The sequence below is a fragment of the Streptomyces sp. NBC_00207 genome, from assembly GCF_045160965.1.
Classification (GTDB): Bacteria; Actinomycetota; Actinomycetes; order Streptomycetales; family Streptomycetaceae; genus Streptomyces.
In genome coordinates this window covers 4,223,477-4,242,863 of record NZ_CP130715.1, presented here as the reverse complement: position 1 = coordinate 4,242,863, position 19,387 = coordinate 4,223,477, and the positions used below count along the sequence as shown (strand labels likewise).

Genomic DNA, 19,387 nt, shown 5'->3' with positions numbered 1-19,387 from the left:
GGCCGATCGTAGGCGGCCGGTCACAGTCGCCCGGTCAGCGGCTGCCGACCGCCGCGGGCAGGTCGGCCAGTTCCGCCAGGACCTCGGCGGGGAGGGTGACCGCGCCGGCCGCCACGTTCTCCTCCAGGTACTTCGGGGTCTTGGTGCCGGGCAGTGCCATCACCCCGGGGCCCTGGGCCAGCACCCAGGCGATGGCCAGCTGGGGCACGGTGATCCCCAGGCGGGCCGCGATCCTGCCGGTGGTCTCGGTGATCGCCTGGTTGGCGGCGATGGCGTCCGGCTGGAACCGGGGGATCCCGCGGCGGGCGTCGACGCGCGGCAGGTCCTCGACCGTGGTGATCCGGCCGGAGAGGAAGCCGCGGCCCAGCGGGGCGAAGGCGATGAAGGTGATGCCCTGCTCCGCGCAGTACGGGACGACGTCCCCGGTGGCGTCCGGGCTCCACAGGGAGAGTTCGGACTGGACCGAGGCGACGGGGTGGATCGCGTGGGCGCGGGAGATCTCGTCGACGGAGGCCTCGGAGAGGCCGATGGCCTTGGTCAGGCCGGCCTCGACGAGTTCGGCCATGGCGCCCCAGCTCTCCTCCAGGGGGACGGCCGGGTCGACGCGATGGAGCTGGTACAGGTCCACGTGGTCGGTCCCGAGCCGCAGCAGGCTCGCCTCGCACGCGGCGCGCAGGTGCTCCGGGCGGCCGTTGCGGTGGGTGCGGCGGGCTCCGTCGACGATCAGACCGCCCTTGGTGGCGAGTACGACCTCGTCGCGGCGGTCGCGCAGCGCCTTGCCGACGAGCCGCTCGTTCGTGAACGGGCCGTACTGGTCGGCGGTGTCGAAGAAGCGGACGCCCATGTCGATGGCCTGGTGGATGACGCGCACCGAGGTCGCGTCGTCCCATCCCTCCTGGTCATAGCCCCAGGACATGCCCATGCAGCCCAGCCCCACCCGACCCACGGAAGGCCCTTCGGTTCCCAAGTTGACGGTGTGCACAGGGGCCTCCAAGTGGCTTGTTGCTTGAGGTGGATGCCGATTCACATCGGATCGAAGGTTATCTCAGATGTCTGACACTACTGTGAGTTCTACCATCCGTCGCGTCAGATGTGACCTGTGGTGATGCCCTCGGGTGGTCAACGGGGCGTGTCGTTCAAATGATTGATCAAATCCCTTGACGGTGGGGTTGTTGACGCATAGCGTCCTGCGTCGTGTCAGGGTTCTGATACTCGTCCGAAGTCGAACGTTTATCGTGGCACCGCCCGTGCAGCGTCGCCGGGCCGCCGAGGATCCGACCGGCCGGCACGGCCGCGAAGGGGAACCTGTCTTCTTGGTGAGGGCCGCCGTACGGGCGGGCCGTCGCCCTTAGCGCTTCGGGTGGGTGTCAGAGTGGGGATCGATCGCTTCGAATCGAACGTGAGTGTTATTTCCGAGGAGCTTCCGCTCTCCTACGTACGGACCGTCGACCGGACGCCGCCGTTGTTCCCGCTCCTCAACGACGCCGCCCGGGTCGTCGGCGAGGGCCGCGGCACGGTGGAGGACGTCGACGCGGCCGTCACGGGAGGCTGCGGCTTCCCTCACGGCCCCTTCCGCCTGCTCGACGTGGTCGGCGCCGACATCGCACTCGCCGTACCGCAGGGGCTGCGGCGCGGCCTGGGCGGCTCGGAGCTCGACGTGACGCCGCTCCTGGAAGAACTCCGTCCGCGACGGGGTCCTCGGGATGAAGGCGCGCCGCAGCGTCCGGCAGCACCTGCGGCCCGCCTGAGCCCGCGGCACCCCTGCTTCTGATCCTCAGCTCGTCCTTCTCGTCCCACACACCATCGATCTCTCTCCCCCCGGAGGTGGCCATGCGCGCCGCACGTTTCGCCGAATTCGGCGACCACAATGTCCTGACCGTCGTCCACGACGCGCCCGAGCCCGAGGCGGCGCCCGGCCGCGTGGTCATCCAGGTCAGCCACGCGGGCGTGAACTTCGCCGAAGTGATGTTCCGCCGCGGCCAGTTCCCCGTCGGCCTGCCGCACGTGCCCGGTCTGGAGGCCGTCGGCACCGTCCGCTCCGTCGGCGGGGGAGTGACCGGCCTGCGTCCCGGCCAGCGGGTCGCCGCGCTCACCCTCGAGGGCGGCGGCAACGCCGAGTTCGCCTCGGCCCGCGCCGACCTGACCGTACCGCTGGAGGACGAGCTCGCCGGGCTGCCGTCCGCCTTGGCGGCGGCCGCCCTGTGTAACGGCGCGACCGCCTGGGGCGTCGTGCACGCCGCGGGCCGCGTCGAGCAGGGGGACACCGTGCTCGTCCTGGCCGCGGCCGGCGGCGTGGGCACCGCGGCGGCCCAGCTCGCCCGGGCCGCCGGCGCCGCCCGCGTCATCGGCGCCACCAGCTCGCCGGAGAAGGCCGCGCAGGCCCTGGAGTTCGGCTACGACGCGGTCGTCACGTACGACCGGCTGGAGGAGGAGGTCCGGCGGCTGACCGACGGCGCGGGGGTCGACGTCGTCCTCGACTCCGTCGGCGGCGACACCCGCGGCACGGCCAACGGGCTGCTCGCGACCCTCGGCCGGCACGTCGTCTTCGGCGACGCGGCCGCGCAGGACACCTCCTACCAGGCCAACCACGTCTGGTTCACCGGCACCGCCCTGGTGGGCTACAACCTCGGCGGTCTGGCCAACAGCCGCCCCGCGGTGCTCGGCGACCACCTGCGCAGCGCCCTGCGCGCGGTGGCTGACGGCTCGCTCCGCATCGAGGTCACCGAGCTGCCGCTGGACGACGTGGCCAAGGCCCACGAGCTGCTGGAGTCGCGCGCCTCCGTCGGCAAGTACGTCGTAGCCGTCGACGGCCGGTGACGTGACGTGCTCGTCCTCGGATTCCCGGCCGGTTCCTTCGGTACGAACTGCTACGTGCTGGCGGCGGGCCCCGACGGCCCGTGCGTCGTCGTCGACCCGGGGCAGAACGCGACCGCCTCGGTACGCGCCGTCCTGGGGAAGCGCGGCCTCCGGCCGGAGGCGGTCATGCTGACGCACGGGCACATGGACCACACCTGGTCCGTGGCGCCGCTGTGCGAGGAGCTCGGCGTGCCCGCGTACATCCACCCCCTGGACCGGGGGATGCTGGTCCGCCCCGAGGCGGGGCTGCCCGCGGACTTCCCGGCGGCCGTGCTGCGGGGCTTCCCCCGCTCGGAGCCCGAGCTGGTGCGCCCGCTGCCCGACGAGGGCCTGCTCACCCTCGCGGGCCTGGACATCGAGGTGCACCACGCCCCGGGCCACACCCCGGGGTCGGTGGCGTACTCGCTGCAGGACGGCGAGGACGCGCTGCTGCTGACCGGGGACAGTCTGCTCGCGGACGGCCTCGGGCGGGCGTTCCCGCCGGTCGGGGACCCGGACGTACTGGCCGGCTCGATGTCCAGGGTCTGCGGCCCGCGACGGGACCGGACCACGTTGCTGCCGGGGCACGGGGGCACCACCACGGTGGGCGCGGTACGCGGGTTCCTCTAGCGCCGGGCTCTGCTGCGCGACCGGACTCCGGTCCTTCCGGGCGACCTCACAAGTCACGCTGGAGGGCCGGAGTTCCGGCGTGCAGGGCGCTGTGCGGGGGCCCGGAAACGGTCTGGCCCCGACCCTTGACGGGCCGGGGCCAGACTCCTGAATTCTGCCGGAGGCTACGGTGTTTCCTCTTCCGTCAGAGCGGTGATGCACCGCTCCAGAAGATCCCGCAACTGCTTCTGCTCATCGGCCGACAAGGCATTGGAAAGCTTCGCTTCCACCTTGCGGGCGACGGTGTCCGCTTTCTTGACGAGAGCGCGTCCGGCGGGCGTCAACTTGGTGACGAGCACCTTTTGATGAAGATCGGAGGTCTGTCGCTCGATCAAGCGCTTCGACTCGAGATTGGCCAGCACCGTGGCCATGCTCTGAGGTGTCACGAGGCAGACGCGCGCCAGCTGCGCACCCGACATGCCCGGCGAATAGGAGAGCGCCATCAGCGCTGCATACTGTGGAACTGTCAGGCCGAGATCGCGGAGAACTCTGCTCTTCTCTCCGATCAATGCCTGTTCGGCACGCTTGATGACGTGTCCTACTCGAGCAGCCACTTCCTGTTCGAATTCAGCCACTCTGGACGACCGGCTCATGCCGCTCCTTTATTTACAGAGACAGGTAATCCCCCCGCTGAGGCGTATGGAGATGTGCCGAGCCAAGCCCCACGACAACGCTACCATGCATCTCATAGAAGGCAATACTCTGTTCAGTGACAGGGTTCTGTTAACTCGCCGAGAGGAATCCGCCACGGAAGGCACGGAAGGGCCGTGGGCGGGCTTGGCGCGGCGAGCCGAAGTGCCGCGTCGGGCGTTCCCTTCCGAACAGGTGAGGGCGAATGCGTGTGAGAGCCCTCATTCGCACAAGGGCCCCGTAGGATGCCGCAATGACCTCCATGCCCGCCGAGGAGCGCATCGGCTCCCACATCAAGCGCGCCGAACAGGCGCTCCTCGCGGCCAAGAGCGCCGCCGTGAAAGCGGCCGCAGTAACGGTTCCGCAGTACACCGCGCTGCTCTGGCTCTCCGAGAAGCCCGGCATCTCCGCGGCCGGGCTCGCCCGCCTGTGCGGAGTGACACCGCCGACCATGAACACCGTGCTGAAGAACCTCCAGGAGCGCGGCCTCATCGAGCGGACCCCGCACGAATTGCACGGCAACGTGCTGGAGACCCGGCTCACGGACGAGGGGCGCGCCGTGATGGAGGTGGCGGACGCGCGGGCCGTGGCCGTGGAGCGTTCGCTCGCGCAGGAGTTCACGGCGGAGGAGCGGGAGCTGCTCATCCGGCTGCTGGGCCGGTGCGTACGGCGGCTTGACCCGCGGCCGTGAGCCCGGAGCCCCTCCTCCGAAGGCGCCGGGCTGCCCTCTGACTCCCTGGCCGCGATCCCGCCGGGCCGGCCCCGCCGGACGACGGCGGGCGCCGCGGGGCGTGGCGGGCGTCGCGGGGCGTGGCGGCATCTGTGCGGGTGAGGGCACGGCAACGAGGGGGAATAGGACATTCCCTATCAAGGGTCAGCCGATTCGCGGCGGTTTTGTGCCTTTGCGGTGAGTGAGAATCGGCCAGCGAGGCGAAATGGTGTGGGAATATCCCTGCCCGGTTGATTGGATCTCGCGTGTCCTTCCTGCGAAGTCTTGAAAGGAATACACGTGGCCGACGAAATGGTGATCAGGGCCCAGAGGTTCATCAATCAGGTCTACGGTCCCCGTGGCGTACCCACCGTGGCGGAAGACGGCCGTACCTCGTGGAATCTGATGTACGCCCTCACCAGAGCGCTGCAGTACGAGCTCGGCATATCCCCCCAGTCCGACAGTTTCGGACCGGGTACCCTCTCGGCGCTCACTTCCAAGCATCCGAATCTGAACTCCGCGACGATGCCCTCGGCCGACTTCTGCCGCCTCATCCAGTCCGCCCTCTATTGCAAGGGTTACGACGGCGGTGAAATCGACGGGCTCTACAACGCGCGGGTGCAGGCCTCGGTCACCAAGCTGAAGGCCGACATGGGCGTCAACCTCGCCTACCCCGGCGCCGACTTGACGCCGAAGGTGTTCAAGGCCCTGCTCACCATGGACCCGTACGTCGTGGTCAACGGCGGCAGCAGCAGCGTCCGCGAGGTGCAGCAGTGGCTCAACGGGCGCTACGTCCAGCGGGCGGACTTCTTCATCATCCCCTGCGACGGGCACCACTCCCGCACCGTGGCCAAGTCGATGCTCCTCGCCATCCAGTACGAGCTGGGCATGGCCGACGGCGTCGCCAACGGCGTGTTCGGCCCGGGCACCCGCACCGGCCTGCGCAGGCACTCCCTCTCCCTGCAGTCCACGGGCACCTGGGTGCTCCTCTTCAGCGCCGCCATGATCCTCAACCAGCGCAACGTGACCTTCGGCGGCACCTTCAACGGGGCCCTGTCGACCGAGGTCAGGGCGTTCCAGGACTTCTGCGAGCTGCCGATCACCGGCAACGGGGACTTCTCCACCTGGGCCTCCCTCCTCGTCTCCTACGGTGACCAGGACCGCCGGGGCACCGCCTGCGACGGGGTCACGAAGATCACCCAGGCGCGCGCCGACGCGCTGAAGGCCGCCGGGTACAAGTACATCGGCCGCTACCTGACCAACCCCGACCCCATCGGGCTCCCCGAGAAGGCCATCCGGCCGGGCGAGCTGGCCACCATCGCCGCCAACGGCCTCCGGTGCTTCCCGATCTACCAGACCTACGGGCGGGCGGCCTCGGGCTTCACCCGCACGCGGGGCAGGGACGCGGCGCTCGCCGCCGCCAACGCCGCCAAGAACCACGGGTTCAAGGAGGGCGCCCGCATCTTCTTCGCCGTCGACTTCGACGCGTACGACTTCGAGATCACGGACAACGTGATCCCGTATTTCCAAGGGGTCAAGGAAGGCCTCGCCATGTTCGGGAACCCGTACGCCGTCGGCGTCTACGGTCCCCGCAACGTGTGCATCCGGGTGGGCCAGGCGGGTCTGAGCACCGCCAGCTTCGTCTCAGACATGTCCAGCGGATTCTCCGGGAATTACGGGTACCCGCTGCCCCCAGACTGGGCGTACGACCAGGTCGTCACGATCAATGTCGGGAGCGGCGCCGGCGCCATCAACATCGACAACAACATCGCCTCCGAGCGGGACACCGGCCAGGGCTCCTTCAACACCCCGGCCACGGAGAAGGACGACGCCAACTTCGCCATGCAGTACTGGCAGCCGCTGCACGACGACATCAGTTCCTACATGGTGTCCATCGGCTACCCGAACAGCAGCGCCACCCGCATCTTCACGCACACCCAGTGCCTGGAGACGATCATCGCGAACGACGCCCTCGTCACCTCGCTCGCCCGGAAGCACCACATGCGCAAGGCGCTCATCCAGACCTCGGCCTACTGGGAGATGCGCCACTACGACGCCGTGGACCTGGGCGTGGACGCGGGGGTCACGCTCTACCACACGGGTGCCGGCGCGAGCGGGGTCGTGCCCGTACGGGACTCCAGTACCGGCATCGCCCAGATCAGCGGGGAAGTCGGCATCCGGGCCTGGAACTACTGCATCGACGCCGGCTACACGACGGGGGAGATCCTCAATTCCGCCGTCGACGGCGATATTTGGAAGATGTGGCACAAGGTCAACCAGGACAACGCGTTCAGTCTCACCACGGTTCCCCTCATCCACATCTGGGGAGCGGGCGGCAAGCCGGGCGGGAAGAACCCTCCGGGCGGGGAGAAGACGCAGCGCATCCCGCAGCTCGACTACACCGACGAGGAGACCTTCGAGATCCTGCGCCGGTACCAGGGGTGGGGCGACGAGGCGGAGGCGCACGCGGGGAAGCGGATGCCCCTCTACCAGCTGTTCGAGAAGTACAACCTCATCGTGCGCGGACTGTGAGGATCGATGGTGCTCGTGGCGGCCTCGGGCCCGGTCTCGGGGCATGACCCGGGAGTCCTGCTCCTCGTCATCCTGTTCTGCTTCGCGGCCCTGGCCGTCTGCGGTGTGTACCTCATGGTCACGACCACCCGCCGCGGCGGGCGCGCGGACACGGTCTGGGGCCAGTGGCGGGACGTGGCCCTGCTCTGCGCCTGCGGAGCCCTCGCCTTCTACCTGTGGGGATGCCTGCACCTCCTGTTCCTGGACGAGACCCGGCAGTTCGACGCCTGCCTGGAAGCGGGCGGCCCGGCGAAGGCGGCGCGCGTGGACGCGTTCCAGGGGGACTTCGTCCCCCTGCGCCTGCTGTGCCACATCGACAAGGGCGGAAGCTACTCCGCGGGCGTGCCGGGCTACGTCAATCCGGTCGTGGCCGTCCTGACCCTCGGCGCCGCGGCCACGGGCGCCGTCGCGACGGCCAAACGTACTGAGCTCAAGAAGAAGCCCCCGATGAAGGGAAACGAGCGTTGAACCAGCCGGGCATATCTCGTCGTGCGGCCTTGGGGCGGGCGGGCGGCCTCCTCGCCCTCGCGGGTCTGGGAACGATTCCCGGATCCGCTCTGCTCGCCACACCCGCATACGCCGACCCGTCCCCCAAGGTGCCGGAACGGGACGACATCCAGAAGGCACTGCGGCGGCTCGAGGAGGAGCGCGCCAAGATCTTCACCGGCAAGCCGAGCCCGAACGGCTGGGAGATGGAGAAGGTCGCGGACGGCGGGGGGTCCATCTGGACGCGTCCCGTCCCCGGAACCGGGCTCGACGGAGTCGCCGTCCGCCTCGGAGAGGTGGAGACCCTCCTCTTCCACGTGATCCGCCGCTTCCACTACGAGATAGACGCGCTGCGCAAGGGCGACGCGGCGGGCTGGCAGGCGCCCGGGAAGGTCCGCAAGGGACTTCCCGAAGGCAATCTGGCGTCCGGTACGGCGATCCGGATCCGTCCCGGCCACTATCCGGCCGGCGCGAAGGGGGGCTTCTACCCCTACGAACTGCTCGTGATCCGGGACGTCCTCGCCGAGCTGGACGGCGTCGTCCGCTGGGGCGGCGACGACCGCAAGCCCGACGAGGCCCTCTTCTACCTCGCCGTGGGTCCGGGCGACCGGCGCCTGACCGAGGTCGCGGCCCGACTCCGCGGCTGGAACGAACAGCCGGACGCAGGCCCGGGCACCGAGGTCGACGTCATGGACGCCAAGCGCCGCGGCGCCGCGAAGTCGCTGGAGAAGAAGCAGGGCAACGCAGCCTGACCCTGCCGAAAGGTCCGCGCCCGGGGGAGTCGTCTCCCTCGGGCGCGGACCTTCCCGGGACGCGGCGCGGCCTAGTAGCGGTCGTGCGAGGCGTTCTCGTTGTAGAGACCGGAGACCAGGTTCTCCGCAGGCCAGTAGTCCCCGCAGTTGGGGGAGAAGCTCTGGCTCGGGCCGCTGTAACCGGAGTTGAAGTAGACCCGGTAGTCGGCCACGCATTCGCCGTTCGACGCCGAGGCCGCGTTGTTCTTGACCCCTTGGCCGTCGCCCTCGTTCGAGAGCGTGCAGGCGGCCGCCGTTCCGGAGATCTGCCCGGAACGGAAGACGTACCGGACCAGGGAGGCCTGGTTCGGCGAGTAGCCGAAGTAGTCCGGGACGTCCCGGTCCGCGACGAAGCACGGGCTGGCGGAGTACCAGGTCTGCCCGCCCCGGCTGTTGTAGTGGATGGCGAAGCAGTAGCGGTTGCCCGAGGAGCCGCACACGTCCGACTCGTAGGAGGTGGCCGCCGAGGCCGGCGTCACCGAGAAGGACAGCGCGCTCAGGGCGCCGACCGCCGCGACGGTGGCGATTCTCTTGATGATGTTCATCGGTTCCCCGCCACTGTGTACGCCTGCGCGACCTTCGCCGCGTTCTTGTCCTTCGCGGCCCGCTCCTGCGAGAGCTTCGGCGCGTTCTGCTCGATCGCCTTCCGCTGCTTCTCGGTCTCCTTGCCGTTCCAGACCTTGATGAGGTCGGTCTCCCGCTTGCACTCGACGTCGGCGACCGCGTGGGCGATCTCCTCCTTGCCGGCGGTGGGGGTGGACAGGGAGATGCCGAGGGCGCCGAGGTCCTCGAGCGGGTGGCTCTGCTGGTAGCCCTTCCCCTTCATGCAGGAGGACCACTGCGCGAACGCCTTGACGACGTCCGGGTCGGTCTTGGTCTCGTCGAAGACCCTCACCCCGACCTGTTCGGCCTCCGGGCTCTGGGGCACCGGGAACTGGCGGCGGGCCTCGCCGCGGCAGCCGTCCTGCGGGACCTCCTTGCCCGCGTAGGTGCTGCCCTTGAGCTCGGGACCCTTGCCGGTGAACACCGCGGTCTCGGCACCGGGAGCGGGCTCCCAGCGCGCGGGTTCCTTGATGTCGTTCGGGAGGTGGTGTCCGTACTTCTTGGCCAGGTCGAGATCGGAGACGCCGTAGCGGCGCCCCATGGTCGCGTCCGCCTGGGCCCGCGCCGCCTGGTCGGAAGCCTGAGGGGGGCCGAAGTTCTTGAATCCGTAGCGTGCCATGCAGGACCGCCACTGGTCCTGGACGGCGACCTTCCAGGCGTAGCCGTCGGCCGGCTTGGCGGTGAATTCGTCCAGCGGGAGGGTGAGCCCCACCGCCAGGCCCTTGGTGGGAGCCGAAGGAATCTGGTCGAGCGCCATCCGCGCGGGCGCGGCGTTCACCGGCGCACCCGGGTCCTGCGGCGGGTTGCCCGCCTGTTGCGTTCCGCATGCGGCGAGTAGTGCCACGAGAGTGGCGGTACCCGCTATGGCTCTGATCGGTCTCAACGTGAAGGGCCTTTCGCGTGATCGGTCTGCTGCCGAACTTCGGCGGAGGGGTGCTTCAAGCGCTCCCAGCATTTCGGGCCGGGCTCACGTTGCCCATGGGATTTCTGCGGCGTCCGGTGCGATCCGGCCAACTCGGTGGAGCAGGTGGTCGGGTATCTCCACAGGGTGCATTGAAATAGGCGATTCCAGGTCTGGACCTGCTGTCGAACGTCTGGCCGAAGTCCTGGTAGGGCCGTACGGGGAGTGCGGGAGCGCCGGTGGCGGGCCGGACGGACCGTACGTGTGCGACATATCGCGGGCGGATAAGTGGCCGGATTTTCGTCGCCGTACATTCCGGTTGTGAAGGCCTTTGTGCTTACGGGGTAAATGATTCCGTTTGAAGGTTCCGCCGAATCTGCGGATTCCGGGTGAGAATGTGCTGCCAGAGGGGCGGGTGCCCGGAATTCTCCCGCCTACGGGGCCCCGCGCCGGCTCGCCTCCGGCCCTCGTAGAGTGCATGCCGACAAGATGGTGTCCAGGGAGGGCGGGATCGTGACGGTAGGGCTCCAGTGGATTTCGGACGGACGGTTCGATCACTACTGCCTCACTCTGGCCAAAGGCGTGCAGGTGGCGGAGCTCGTTCGCCGCATGGGCGGAGACCCCTCGCGGATCACGGAACCGGTCACGTTGAGCGAAGCCGGCCAGATCGACGGCGGGTACGGGCTGGTCGCCCTGGTCGGCTCTGCGGACGGATGGGCGTTCGCGCTGGAGCCGTGGAGCCTGGAGGGCGACGACGAGGACATCGTCGAATCCGTCTCGGCCGGCACCGAGGCGGTCGTGGTGACCAACAGTTCGAGCGGACCGTCGATGTTCCGGATGTTCCGGGACGGTCGGGCGCTCGTGCGCTTCGAGGTGACGGACCTGGACGCGGACACCGTCACGGGGGAGCTTCCCGGGCTGCTGGTCCCGGCGATGACCCGCGTCGGAATCCTCGGGGAGGACGGCCTGTCGGCCCACCCGGAGGATGCGGCCCGGTGCGTACTGAGGCTCGTCGAGGAGGAGTTCCGGGTCTCGGTGCCGCAGATCGGCTACGACGGCGGGCAACTGGCGGCCGTGAACCTCGAGCCCGAGGGCTTCTCCGACGACGAGTAGGCCCGCGGGGAACGAATCGACGGCGGGGTGGAAGCCACCCCGCCGTCGATCACTGCCGCCCTGGAAGGGCTGTCCCGCTACGGGCGGGGCTGCATCACGCACACCGTGCTGATGCTGCAGTCCTCGAACCCGGGAGTGCTCACGAAGAAGGGGTCCTCGTCGAGCATGCGCTTCGTCGGGACGAAGATCGTGCCGATACGGCTCGCGGCTCCGGTGTTCTCCTTGACGAGAATGGATCCGCGCCCGCACCTCTCGGTCCAGGTCGGCGGGGCGAAGCGGAGATCATCCTTGATCGTCCACGTCGGGTTGACCCCGCCGCTCTTCTCGGCGAAGAGGGTGACGCACTTCGTCGGATCGGACACCTGGTTCGGGCCGCCCGGCATGCCGCCGCTCTCGTGCGTGATGGCGAAGGCGTACTCGTCGCAGCTCCAGTTGTTGATGCCGACCCACTTGTACGGACCGGAGCTCGGGCAGATGACGTTGCGGTTCAGCTGGTTCGTCTGGTCGATCTTCTGACCGGTGGCAGACGTCCCCTTCATGTTCCCCGGGCCGAGGTACCGCAGGGGGCTGTTGTGCTTCTTGCTGCCCGGGTGGTTGGGCAGCTTCTCCTGGAAGACCCAGTACAGAGCCGCGGCCGACGGGTACTTCACGCTGTTGACGAGGTAGCTCGGCGTGTACTCGGGGAAGACGCAGCCGGTCTTGTTCCAGTCCTTCGTGCCCTTGGTGACGTCGTCGCACCGCACGCGCAGCTGGGGATCGGAGAAGTCGACCTCCGACTTCTTGCCGGCCATGGTGACGCTCAGACCCCAGGTGGGGTTGAGGACGTCCTTGCCGTTGCTGTTGGTCCAGGTGTGGACGATCGAGGCGGTGGCGCTGTGCGGGTCGCCCGGGACCCAGTCCGGCACCCCGCTCCACTGCATCGGATCGGACGAGCACGGCCCGCTGCAGTTCGCCCGGACGTTGACGTTGATCGGCCCGATGAAGGCGTCGTGCTTGTCCCGGGAGATGTTGATCTTCTGCTCGAACTTGCCGCTGCGGTTGTCCAGCGCGATGGTCGCGATCACGCGGATGCTGAGCGTCCCTGCCGGGACCCCGTCCTTGTTCCGCGTCCACAGGTGGTTCTGGATCGTGCACGAGGCATCACGGGTGAGCGTGATCAGCGTGGTGGCCCGGTAGCACAGGGGGTCGGGGTTTCCGACTCCAGGACCGGTCAGCGACTGCGGGGCGAACCTCGCGCCGGGAGCCGGCGCCGGCGCCGGCGCCGGAGCGGGAGCCGCGGGCTTCTGGACGACGTCCTTGCGGACGTAGCACAGCTCCTCGCCCTTCCTGCCCTCGATCGGCTTGCAGTCCTGCTCCTTCGGCTTGCGCGCGAGGGAGACGAGCGGATCCTGGGGGCTCCGGGGCTGCTTCAGGAACAGTGAGGCCGGCGAAGGCGCCGAGGACAGCGAGGACAGCGAGGTCTTCGAGCCGAGCGACTCGGGCTGGTCCGGTGCGGTGTCGTACGGCTCGTCCGAGGCGTTCTCGTCGGCGTCCGGGAAGGTGACCTGCGGAACGTCGGAGAAGTTGCCGGGCTCGAAGGCGACGGCGTCGAAGGCGATGTCCTGGTCGCCGGTGCCGTCCGCCGTGATGCTGGACAGCCGGACCTGGGGGGACACGCCCTGGAACCGGAAGGCCCCCAGGCTCACCCAGCGGTTGACCATGCTGGGCTGGGACGCGGTCCGCTGGACCCAGCCCTGCGTGGTGAGGACCTCGTAGACCGCCTGGGTGGTGTGCGCCCCGTGGTCGGGCATGTGCACCCAGACCTTGGCGTCACTGTCGAGCTGCTGGCCGAGCTTCCAGGTGCCGGTGACCGTCATCCGGTCGTCGGCGCCCGCCTTGCGCGTGTGGGCGAACCAGAAGTGACCGCCGTAGCCGCCGCCCAGCTGCTGGAAGTCGATCTTCGCGTTGGGTGTGGCGAAGTCCAGGTCGAAGGTGCCGGTGGACGCCTTCAGCATCGAGCATCCGCCCCGTGGGGGCAGGAAGGTGCCGGGGACGTCGTCGACGATCATGGCGTTGCCCGGCAGCGTGTTGTTGCAGTTCGGCGGGTAGGCCGCGCCGTCGAGTTCCTCGGGATAGGTGTCGTTGAAGCGGAAGGTCTCGTTACCGCACTCGTTCTTGGTGCAGTCCTTCCACTGGACGGGCTGGTTCCACCAGCACTTGAGGTCCTCGCGGGTGCAGGCGCCCAGGCCCGGGTCGTTCTTGTCGTCCGGGCCGATCTTGCTCGGGTCGCAGCTGTTGGCCGCGGTGCAGAACAGTCCTTCGGCAGGCTTGGAGGCGGTGCGCAGTGCCGGGGTGCTCCACCAGGCGTAGCGGAAGCCGGAGACCATCTTGCCCGGTGACTCGAGGGCTTCCAGCGGGCGGGCGGCCCAGCCGATGACCTTCTCCTGGTAGGGCCAGTCCTGGGGGTGGGCGGCGTGGGAGTAGTCGTCCTTGCCGCTCGCGTTCTCCAGGAAGGGGGTGCGGTTGGCCTTCCACAGCGGGTTGGCCGGGTTGTTGGTGAAACCGACGCCCCAGAGGCCGCCGTTCTGGCCCGCGTCGGCCTTCGGGTAGTAGCCGGAGTTGTACGCCCACAGGGCGAAGAACCAGTTCTCCACCCACTTGGGGTCACCGTTGTTGGCGACCAGGCCGTCCTTGCGGGTGATGTTCCACTTGTCGGCGAGGATGTTCACGCCGGCCGCGATGTTCGCCGTGTAGTCGAGCGCGACTGCTTCCTGCTGGAGCGTGCTGAGGGCCCGCTCGCCCGGCTTCTCCTTGCCGTGCATGCGCATGCCGTCGGTGACCTGGGTCACGCCGTAGCCGCAGTCGGCCTCGGCCCAGTCGATGGCCCACGGGTCGTTCTGCGTACCGCTGGCGCTGTACTTGATGCCGTAGAAGTTGCCGATGAGCGAGTTGCCGGTGACACCCGGGACGACCACGCGGGACGCCTGCCACATGTTGGATTCCTGGGCGGTGATGCCGAGCATCACCTGGGCCGGGATGCGGCCGCCGCCCTCCAGCGTGGTGAGCGGGAACAGGCTCTGGGGCTGGTAGGCGCCCATGCCCAGGTTCTTCCAGTTGGACGGGCGCGAGATGTGCATGTTCAGCGTGTTGGTGATCGCCCGGTTCACCGCCCACTCGACCTGCCGCGGCTTGGGCTGAGTGGCCTGCTTGCGCGGGTTGTTGCGCGGTACGGAGCAGTACGCGTCCGGTTCGGCCGTCGCGTCCACAGCGGGTGCCGCGGCGAGCGCCGAGGGCCCCGACTTCGCCTGGGGGGCGGCCGGAGCGGTCGCGGCGAGGGCCGGGGACAGGGCCAGGCCGGATGCGGGCCGGTTCGCGTCGTCCGGAACGGGGGGAGTCACGGTGAACTTCGCCTGCTTGGCCGTCTTGACCACCGTGACGTCGATGTTCGCGGCGCGCGGCGCCACCGCCGTCTTGGCCCGCGGGTCGACACCGTCGGCCCAGGCCACCTTGGTCACCAGCACATCGCCCTGCGTGCTGGGAACGGAGTCCTTCGGGATGTCCGGGCGGCGCTTCACGCTGCCCGGCAGTTCCTGCGCGGGCTTGCTGGCACCGGTGATGAACACCTTGCCCTGTGCGCTGGCCGTCACGTCCATCTGGGTGAGCGCGCCCTTGGCGAGCACCGGCGGCTTTGCCTTGGCGTCGTCACCGCGGGAGATGTCGCCGGAACTGACCCTGCGGACCTCGGCCTTGTCGCCGGAGCCGGCGGGCCGGTCCATGTAGACGACGCCGCCGTCGGAGTCCGCCGCAAGGGCGAAGGGAACCTGTGCCGTTCGTGCGATCGGCGTGAGGCGGCCGCTCGTGTCGATGCGGGACAGCCGGGCGCCATCGGCCGCGACGATGTCCTTGCCGACCGGGACCGCCGAGGTCACCTGACCCGGCAGCTCGATGGGCGTGGCGACCTTGGCCGACGCCGCATCGACCTTCAGCAGGCGGGTGGCGTTCCTGGTCTCGCCCCCGGACTGGGTGAACACGGCGCTCTCGCCGGTGCCGCAGCCGGGGCTGAAGTACGCCAGCGAACCCTGCTCCTTGAGCTTGGTGACGGCTCCGGAGTCCAGGTCGACGATGGCGGTGAACGCGCCGCGGGCCATCAGCTCCGGCTTGTTCGTGAAGGTCCGGGGGGCGTAGGCGACGACGGCCCGCTTGCCGGAGCCGGTCACGCACGCATTGCCGACCCACATGTCCGTGTCGAAGCCGGGCTCGGCGAGGGACGCGGCGGTGCGCCAGCCGTAGCCGGCCTTCTTGTCGGCGACGAGGATGTGGAAACCGGTGACGTCGCTGCTGGTGGTCCAGGCGCGGTCCGTGGAGTTCTTCCACTCCTTGCCCAGGACCTGGTCGCGGTCCGCGGGCGCGATCTGCGACGGGCCCGCGGGCTGGGCGCCGGCGGGTGCCGAAGGGGCGGCGGGTGCCGGATCGGCCCATGCCTGACTCTGCACCAGACCGCATATCAGCGCGGTGCTCAGGAGGACGGCCGCGGGTGCGCGCCGCCTTCTTACCTCATGCCTCAAGGAAATGTCCTCAGTTGTCGGATGGGGGACTCGCCGCTCAGGACAGGGCTGGAGCACGTCCTGGCGAGCGAAGAACGGGGTGGTGGCGCCGCGGTGCGGGAGGGGGAGGGCCGGGCTCGGCGCAGGGCGAAGCGGACCCTCCGCCATGCGGGGGCCGCGACCCGCGCGGACAGGGGTGTCCGCCGGCGGGCCTGTGGGAGGTCCGGCGCTCCGGTCAGCGCCGGAGGGCCTCCGCCGGTGGGATCCGGGAGGCGCGCCAGGCGGGGTAGAGGCCCGCCAGGAGGCCGGTCACGAGGCCGAGGACGGGCGCGGTGGCGAGCGTCGTCGGGTCGAGCACCGGGGTCCATGCGCGGGCGGCGGACACGCCCACCACGACCCCTGTGCCCAGGGACGTGCCGATGAGCCCGCCGATCAGGCCGAGGGCGGTGGACTCCGCCAGGAACTGCCAGGTGATGTGCCGTCCGCGGGCGCCGAGAGCGCGGCGCAGACCGATTTCGCCCGTCCGTTCCATCACGGCGACCAGGGTGGTGTTGGCGATGCCCACCGCTCCGATGACCAGGCATACGGCGGCCAGGAGGAGGAAGAGGGAGCCGAGGTCGCCCCCGACGCCGGACCTGAGGGTCTTGGGGTCGGGGGGTGCCAGGGCCTTGAAGTACTCGGGGTGGTCCGGGCGCAGCGCGAGGGCGGCCTCGCCGGCCACCTGGCCGGCGGCGCCGAGCCGGGTGGAGATGAGCATGGTGGCCCGGTCGTCGGCGGGCGGTCCCCAGATGTGCTCGGCGGTCGAGCGGGGGATCATCACGGCCATCAGCAGGTCCGGTTTGCGGTCGACGTCCTTGAGGATGCCGATGACGGTGAAGGGCGTACCGCCGATGAAGATCGCGGGACTGTTCTGGACGCCCGTGATGCCCAGTCGTGCGGCGGCGGCCGAGCCGACGACGGCGACCCGCTGGCGTTCGCGTTCGTGGAAGGCGTCGAAGGTCCTTCCCTGCGCCAGGCGGGGGCCCGTTGCCAGGAGGGCTCCCTGCGACGCGGCGGTGATCTGCGGGCGCAGGTCGTTCCGGCCGGCGCCGCCCGCGCCGTGGAGGGAGGTGGTGACGCTCTGGTCCGGGCGCAGCCGGACGTTCCAGAAGACGCCGGCCGCGGAGACGCCGTTCAGCGCGGCGATGCGCTCGTCGGCGTCCGGCGGGAAGGCCAGGGGGACGTGGGCGGCGTCGCGGCCGCCGGTGTCCTTCACGGTCACTTCGGTCGCGGTCAGTTCGTTGAAGCGGCCGTCGATCTGCGAGGCGGCGGTCCCGGTCAGTCCGAGGACGGCGATGAAGGCGCCGACGCCCAGGACGGTGCCGAGCCCGGTGAGGGCGGACCGGGCGGGACGCTGGAGCACTCCGGCGAGGGCCTCGGCGACCAGGTCGCGCGGCGACAGTCCCGAACGGCGGCCCAGCGCCGACCGCCTGGGAGCGGGGCGGGAACGCCGACGCCCGGTCATGCGCCCACCCCTGCGGCGGCGCTGTCGGTGAGGCGCCCGTCGCGGATGGACACGGTGCGCTGCCCCCGGGCCGCCACCTGCGGGTCGTGGGTGATGGCGACGATGGTCGCGCCGTCGGCGTGCAACTGGTCGAGCAGGTGCAGTACCGATTCGGCGGTGGCGGTGTCGAGGTTCCCGGTGGGTTCGTCGCACAGCAGGAGGGAGGGTTCGGTCACCAGGGCCCGGGCGATGGCGACCCGCTGGCGTTCGCCGCCGGAGAGCCGGGTGGGCAGGGCTTCGAGGCGGTGGCCGAGGCCCACGCGGCCGAGTGCGGCCCGGGCGCGGGTGCGCCGTTGGGCACGCGGAACGCGCTGGTAGACCATGGCCAGTTCGACGTTCTCCAGGGCGCTGCGGTGTGCGAGGAGGTGGAAGGCCTGGAAGACGAATCCGATCCGTGATCCGCGCAGGGTCGTGCGGTCCCGGTCGCGGATGCCGGTGGTGTCGATGCCGTCGATGAGGTAGGTGCCGCAGGTGGGGGCGTCCAGCAGACCTGCGATGTTCAGGAAGGTGGACTTCCCCGACCCGGAGGGCCCCACGATCGTGACGTACTCGCCGCGCCGTACGGTCAGGTCGCACGGCAGCAGCGCGGGGACGGGCGGCGGTCCGGGATAGGTCAGCCCCACCGAGCGGAACTCGATCACCGGGGTCGGCTCGGCGTGGATCACCGCTTGCCTCCGGAGGGGACCGGGGCCTGGGTCACGCCGATGACCACGCGGTTGCCGGGCGCGAGCGTGCCGCCGACCGGTGTGACCTCCACGTATCCGTCGCCGGTCATGCCCGGGCGGATCTCCACGCGGGTCTGCTTGCCGCCGCCCGATACGACGGTGACGGTGGTGCGAGCGTCCGCTCCGGAGGAGACGGCCGATGCCGGGACGACCAGGACCTCTCCCTTGGAGGCGGCCGCGGTGATGGTGAGGCGCACGTTCTGGCCGGCGAACTCGGCGGGGAGCGCGGTGTCGGGCTTGACCTTGACCACGAGGGCGGGCGCTGCCGAGGCGGCGGCGTCCTTGGCGGTGGGTGCGGGCGCGGCGACGACCGCCGTCACGGTGCCGACGGCCCGGGCCCCCGTGCTCTCGGCGAAGATCTCGACCTTCTGGTCGGGCCGCACCGTCTCCTTCTGGTAGCTCTCCAGCGCTCCGTCGACGACCAGCGCGCCCGCCGTGAGCGTCAGGAGTTTCTCGCCGGCGGTGGTGCCCACCACGGCATCGACCGACTCGACCCGGACCGGGCCGTCGGACACGAACGCCACTTCGGAGGCCGGCAGGGTCACGCCCGCGGACCCGGTGGACCCGGTGGCCGGCGGCTCGGGGGAGGCGGGCTTGCCGGGAGTTTCCCCGGGCTTGCCGCCGTCCGGCTTGGCCGGTGGATCGGCCTTTCCGGACGCGCCCGTCGGAGCGGTGTAGCCGGCGGCCTTGTAGAGGGCGCGGACCGCCTCCTGAGTACCGGGCCCGAAGGTGCCCGACGCGTCGCTCCCGCGGCGGTGGCCCAGTTCGGCCAGGGCCTGCTGGAGCTGCACCACGTCCGGTCCGACGGCGCCGCCCGACAGGTTCCGGTAGCTGGGCAGTGCACCGCGCAGGGCCAGTACCGGACGGCCGGCCACCTCCACGAGCACCGAGCCGGGCTTCACGACTTCGCCCGGCTTCGCGTTCACCTTGGTCACCACGGGCCGGGTGGTGTCGGGGCCGGTGAGCCCGGCGGAGAGGACCTCAACGCGCTGGGACGCGGCAACCTTGCCGCGGGTGACCAGCGACGCCGAAAGCACTCTCTTCTCCACCGGTGCGGTCAGCACGTCGGGAGCGGGAGGTGCGGTCTCGGCGGCCACCTGCGCCGGGGACTTGAGCAGGGAAGCCGCTGCGGTCCCCACGCCCGTGAGCGCCAGCGTCGCCCCGATCACGCCGATCAGGATCCGACGGCGACGGACGAGCCCTCCGCGCTGCTCGGCGGTCCGCTTGTGTCCCGGTGCACGGGTCTCCATGGGGGAGCCGTCCGGGGACGAAGAGTCTGTCACGGTCC

The 19,387-nt window shown here is 70.1% G+C and carries 16 protein-coding genes; 8 read left to right on the top strand and 8 right to left on the bottom strand.

Features of this window, described 5'->3' with window-relative positions; genetic code table 11:
• Positions 1-34 precede the first annotated feature (34 nt).
• A complete protein-coding gene (locus OG472_RS20065) occupies positions 35-946 on the bottom strand; it encodes an aldo/keto reductase (RefSeq protein ID WP_405830560.1) in 912 nt (303 codons plus the stop codon).
• A 453-nt stretch (positions 947-1,399) separates the two neighbouring features.
• Here OG472_RS20065 and OG472_RS20060 point away from each other — a divergent pair, with 453 nt between their 5' ends.
• The 3 genes from OG472_RS20060 to OG472_RS20050 are packed head-to-tail and all read left to right on the top strand — an operon-like array spanning position 1,400 to position 3,465.
• A complete protein-coding gene (locus OG472_RS20060) occupies positions 1,400-1,771 on the top strand; it encodes a 3-hydroxyacyl-CoA dehydrogenase family protein (protein WP_405830558.1) in 372 nt (123 codons plus the stop codon).
• 59 nt (positions 1,772-1,830) lie between these two features.
• Positions 1,831-2,817 carry a zinc-binding alcohol dehydrogenase family protein gene (locus tag OG472_RS20055; RefSeq protein WP_405830557.1) on the top strand — a complete coding sequence of 329 codons (987 nt, stop codon included), beginning with the start codon at positions 1,831-1,833 and terminating at the stop codon, positions 2,815-2,817.
• A gap of 6 nt (positions 2,818-2,823) precedes the next feature.
• Positions 2,824-3,465, top strand: coding sequence for an MBL fold metallo-hydrolase (locus OG472_RS20050; RefSeq protein ID WP_405830555.1), 642 nt, complete (start codon positions 2,824-2,826; stop codon positions 3,463-3,465).
• A 164-nt stretch (positions 3,466-3,629) separates the two neighbouring features.
• Here OG472_RS20050 and OG472_RS20045 read toward each other — a convergent pair whose 3' ends face one another.
• Positions 3,630-4,097: a MarR family winged helix-turn-helix transcriptional regulator gene (locus OG472_RS20045; protein ID WP_301370282.1), complete on the bottom strand. Its 468-nt coding sequence runs from the start codon at positions 4,095-4,097 to the stop codon at positions 3,630-3,632.
• Positions 4,098-4,387: 290 nt separating this feature from the next.
• On the opposite strand from OG472_RS20045, the gene OG472_RS20040 reads away from it, so the two are divergent.
• The 4 genes from OG472_RS20040 (at position 4,388) to OG472_RS20025 (ending at position 8,652) form a co-directional block, all read left to right on the top strand.
• Entirely contained in the window at positions 4,388-4,825 is a 438-nt protein-coding gene (locus tag OG472_RS20040; RefSeq protein ID WP_401608465.1) for a MarR family winged helix-turn-helix transcriptional regulator, read from the top strand.
• A 318-nt stretch (positions 4,826-5,143) separates the two neighbouring features.
• Entirely contained in the window at positions 5,144-7,375 is a 2,232-nt protein-coding gene (locus OG472_RS20035; RefSeq protein ID WP_405941819.1) for a glycoside hydrolase domain-containing protein, read from the top strand.
• A gap of 6 nt (positions 7,376-7,381) precedes the next feature.
• A complete protein-coding gene (locus tag OG472_RS20030) occupies positions 7,382-7,882 on the top strand; it encodes a hypothetical protein (RefSeq protein WP_405830549.1) in 501 nt (166 codons plus the stop codon).
• On the top strand, positions 7,879-8,652 hold the full coding sequence (locus OG472_RS20025) for a hypothetical protein (protein ID WP_405941818.1): 774 nt from the start codon (positions 7,879-7,881) through the stop codon (positions 8,650-8,652). The genes OG472_RS20030 and OG472_RS20025 overlap by 4 nt, the downstream gene beginning before the upstream one ends.
• A gap of 71 nt (positions 8,653-8,723) precedes the next feature.
• Here OG472_RS20025 and OG472_RS20020 read toward each other — a convergent pair whose 3' ends face one another.
• Positions 8,724-9,236: a hypothetical protein gene (locus OG472_RS20020; protein ID WP_401608474.1), complete on the bottom strand. Its 513-nt coding sequence runs from the start codon at positions 9,234-9,236 to the stop codon at positions 8,724-8,726.
• Positions 9,233-10,138: a hypothetical protein gene (locus OG472_RS20015; RefSeq protein ID WP_383571055.1), complete on the bottom strand. Its 906-nt coding sequence runs from the start codon at positions 10,136-10,138 to the stop codon at positions 9,233-9,235. Before OG472_RS20015 ends, OG472_RS20020 begins: the two co-directional genes overlap by 4 nt.
• Before the next feature lie 546 nt (positions 10,139-10,684).
• Here OG472_RS20015 and OG472_RS20010 point away from each other — a divergent pair.
• Positions 10,685-11,308 carry a DUF6461 domain-containing protein gene (locus tag OG472_RS20010; protein WP_401608478.1) on the top strand — a complete coding sequence of 208 codons (624 nt, stop codon included), beginning with the start codon at positions 10,685-10,687 and terminating at the stop codon, positions 11,306-11,308.
• A gap of 77 nt (positions 11,309-11,385) precedes the next feature.
• Here OG472_RS20010 and OG472_RS20005 read toward each other — a convergent pair whose 3' ends face one another.
• The 4 genes from OG472_RS20005 to OG472_RS19990 all read right to left on the bottom strand — a co-directional run bounded on the left by OG472_RS20005 (position 11,386) and on the right by OG472_RS19990 (position 19,382).
• Positions 11,386-15,852 (bottom strand): hypothetical protein, encoded by a 4,467-nt coding sequence (locus OG472_RS20005; protein WP_405941817.1) that lies wholly within the window; start codon positions 15,850-15,852, stop codon positions 11,386-11,388.
• Positions 15,853-16,066: 214 nt separating this feature from the next.
• Positions 16,067-17,335, bottom strand: coding sequence for an ABC transporter permease (locus OG472_RS20000; protein WP_401608481.1), 1,269 nt, complete (start codon positions 17,333-17,335; stop codon positions 16,067-16,069).
• Positions 17,332-18,039, bottom strand: a complete 708-nt coding sequence (locus tag OG472_RS19995) for an ABC transporter ATP-binding protein (RefSeq protein WP_401608482.1) — start codon at positions 18,037-18,039, stop codon at positions 17,332-17,334. The genes OG472_RS20000 and OG472_RS19995 overlap by 4 nt, the downstream gene beginning before the upstream one ends.
• On the bottom strand, positions 18,036-19,382 hold the full coding sequence (locus tag OG472_RS19990; RefSeq protein WP_405830543.1) for a peptidoglycan-binding protein: 1,347 nt from the start codon (positions 19,380-19,382) through the stop codon (positions 18,036-18,038). Before OG472_RS19990 ends, OG472_RS19995 begins: the two co-directional genes overlap by 4 nt.
• Between the last annotated feature and the right edge of the window lie 5 nt (positions 19,383-19,387).

What these genes read in the sequence shown, in the direction of transcription:
- OG472_RS20055 (WP_405830557.1), top strand. Translation starts at nt 1,831, where the DNA reads ATGCGCGCCGCACGTTTCGCCGAATTCGGCGACCACAATGTCCTGACC.
- OG472_RS20045 (WP_301370282.1), bottom strand. Translation starts at nt 4,097, where the DNA reads ATGAGCCGGTCGTCCAGAGTGGCTGAATTCGAACAGGAAGTGGCTGCT.
- OG472_RS20040 (WP_401608465.1), top strand. Translation starts at nt 4,388, where the DNA reads ATGACCTCCATGCCCGCCGAGGAGCGCATCGGCTCCCACATCAAGCGC.
- OG472_RS20030 (WP_405830549.1), top strand. Translation starts at nt 7,382, where the DNA reads ATGGTGCTCGTGGCGGCCTCGGGCCCGGTCTCGGGGCATGACCCGGGA.
- OG472_RS20020 (WP_401608474.1), bottom strand. Translation starts at nt 9,236, where the DNA reads ATGAACATCATCAAGAGAATCGCCACCGTCGCGGCGGTCGGCGCCCTG.
- OG472_RS20010 (WP_401608478.1), top strand. Translation starts at nt 10,685, where the DNA reads ATGGTGTCCAGGGAGGGCGGGATCGTGACGGTAGGGCTCCAGTGGATT.
- OG472_RS20000 (WP_401608481.1), bottom strand. Translation starts at nt 17,335, where the DNA reads ATGACCGGGCGTCGGCGTTCCCGCCCCGCTCCCAGGCGGTCGGCGCTG.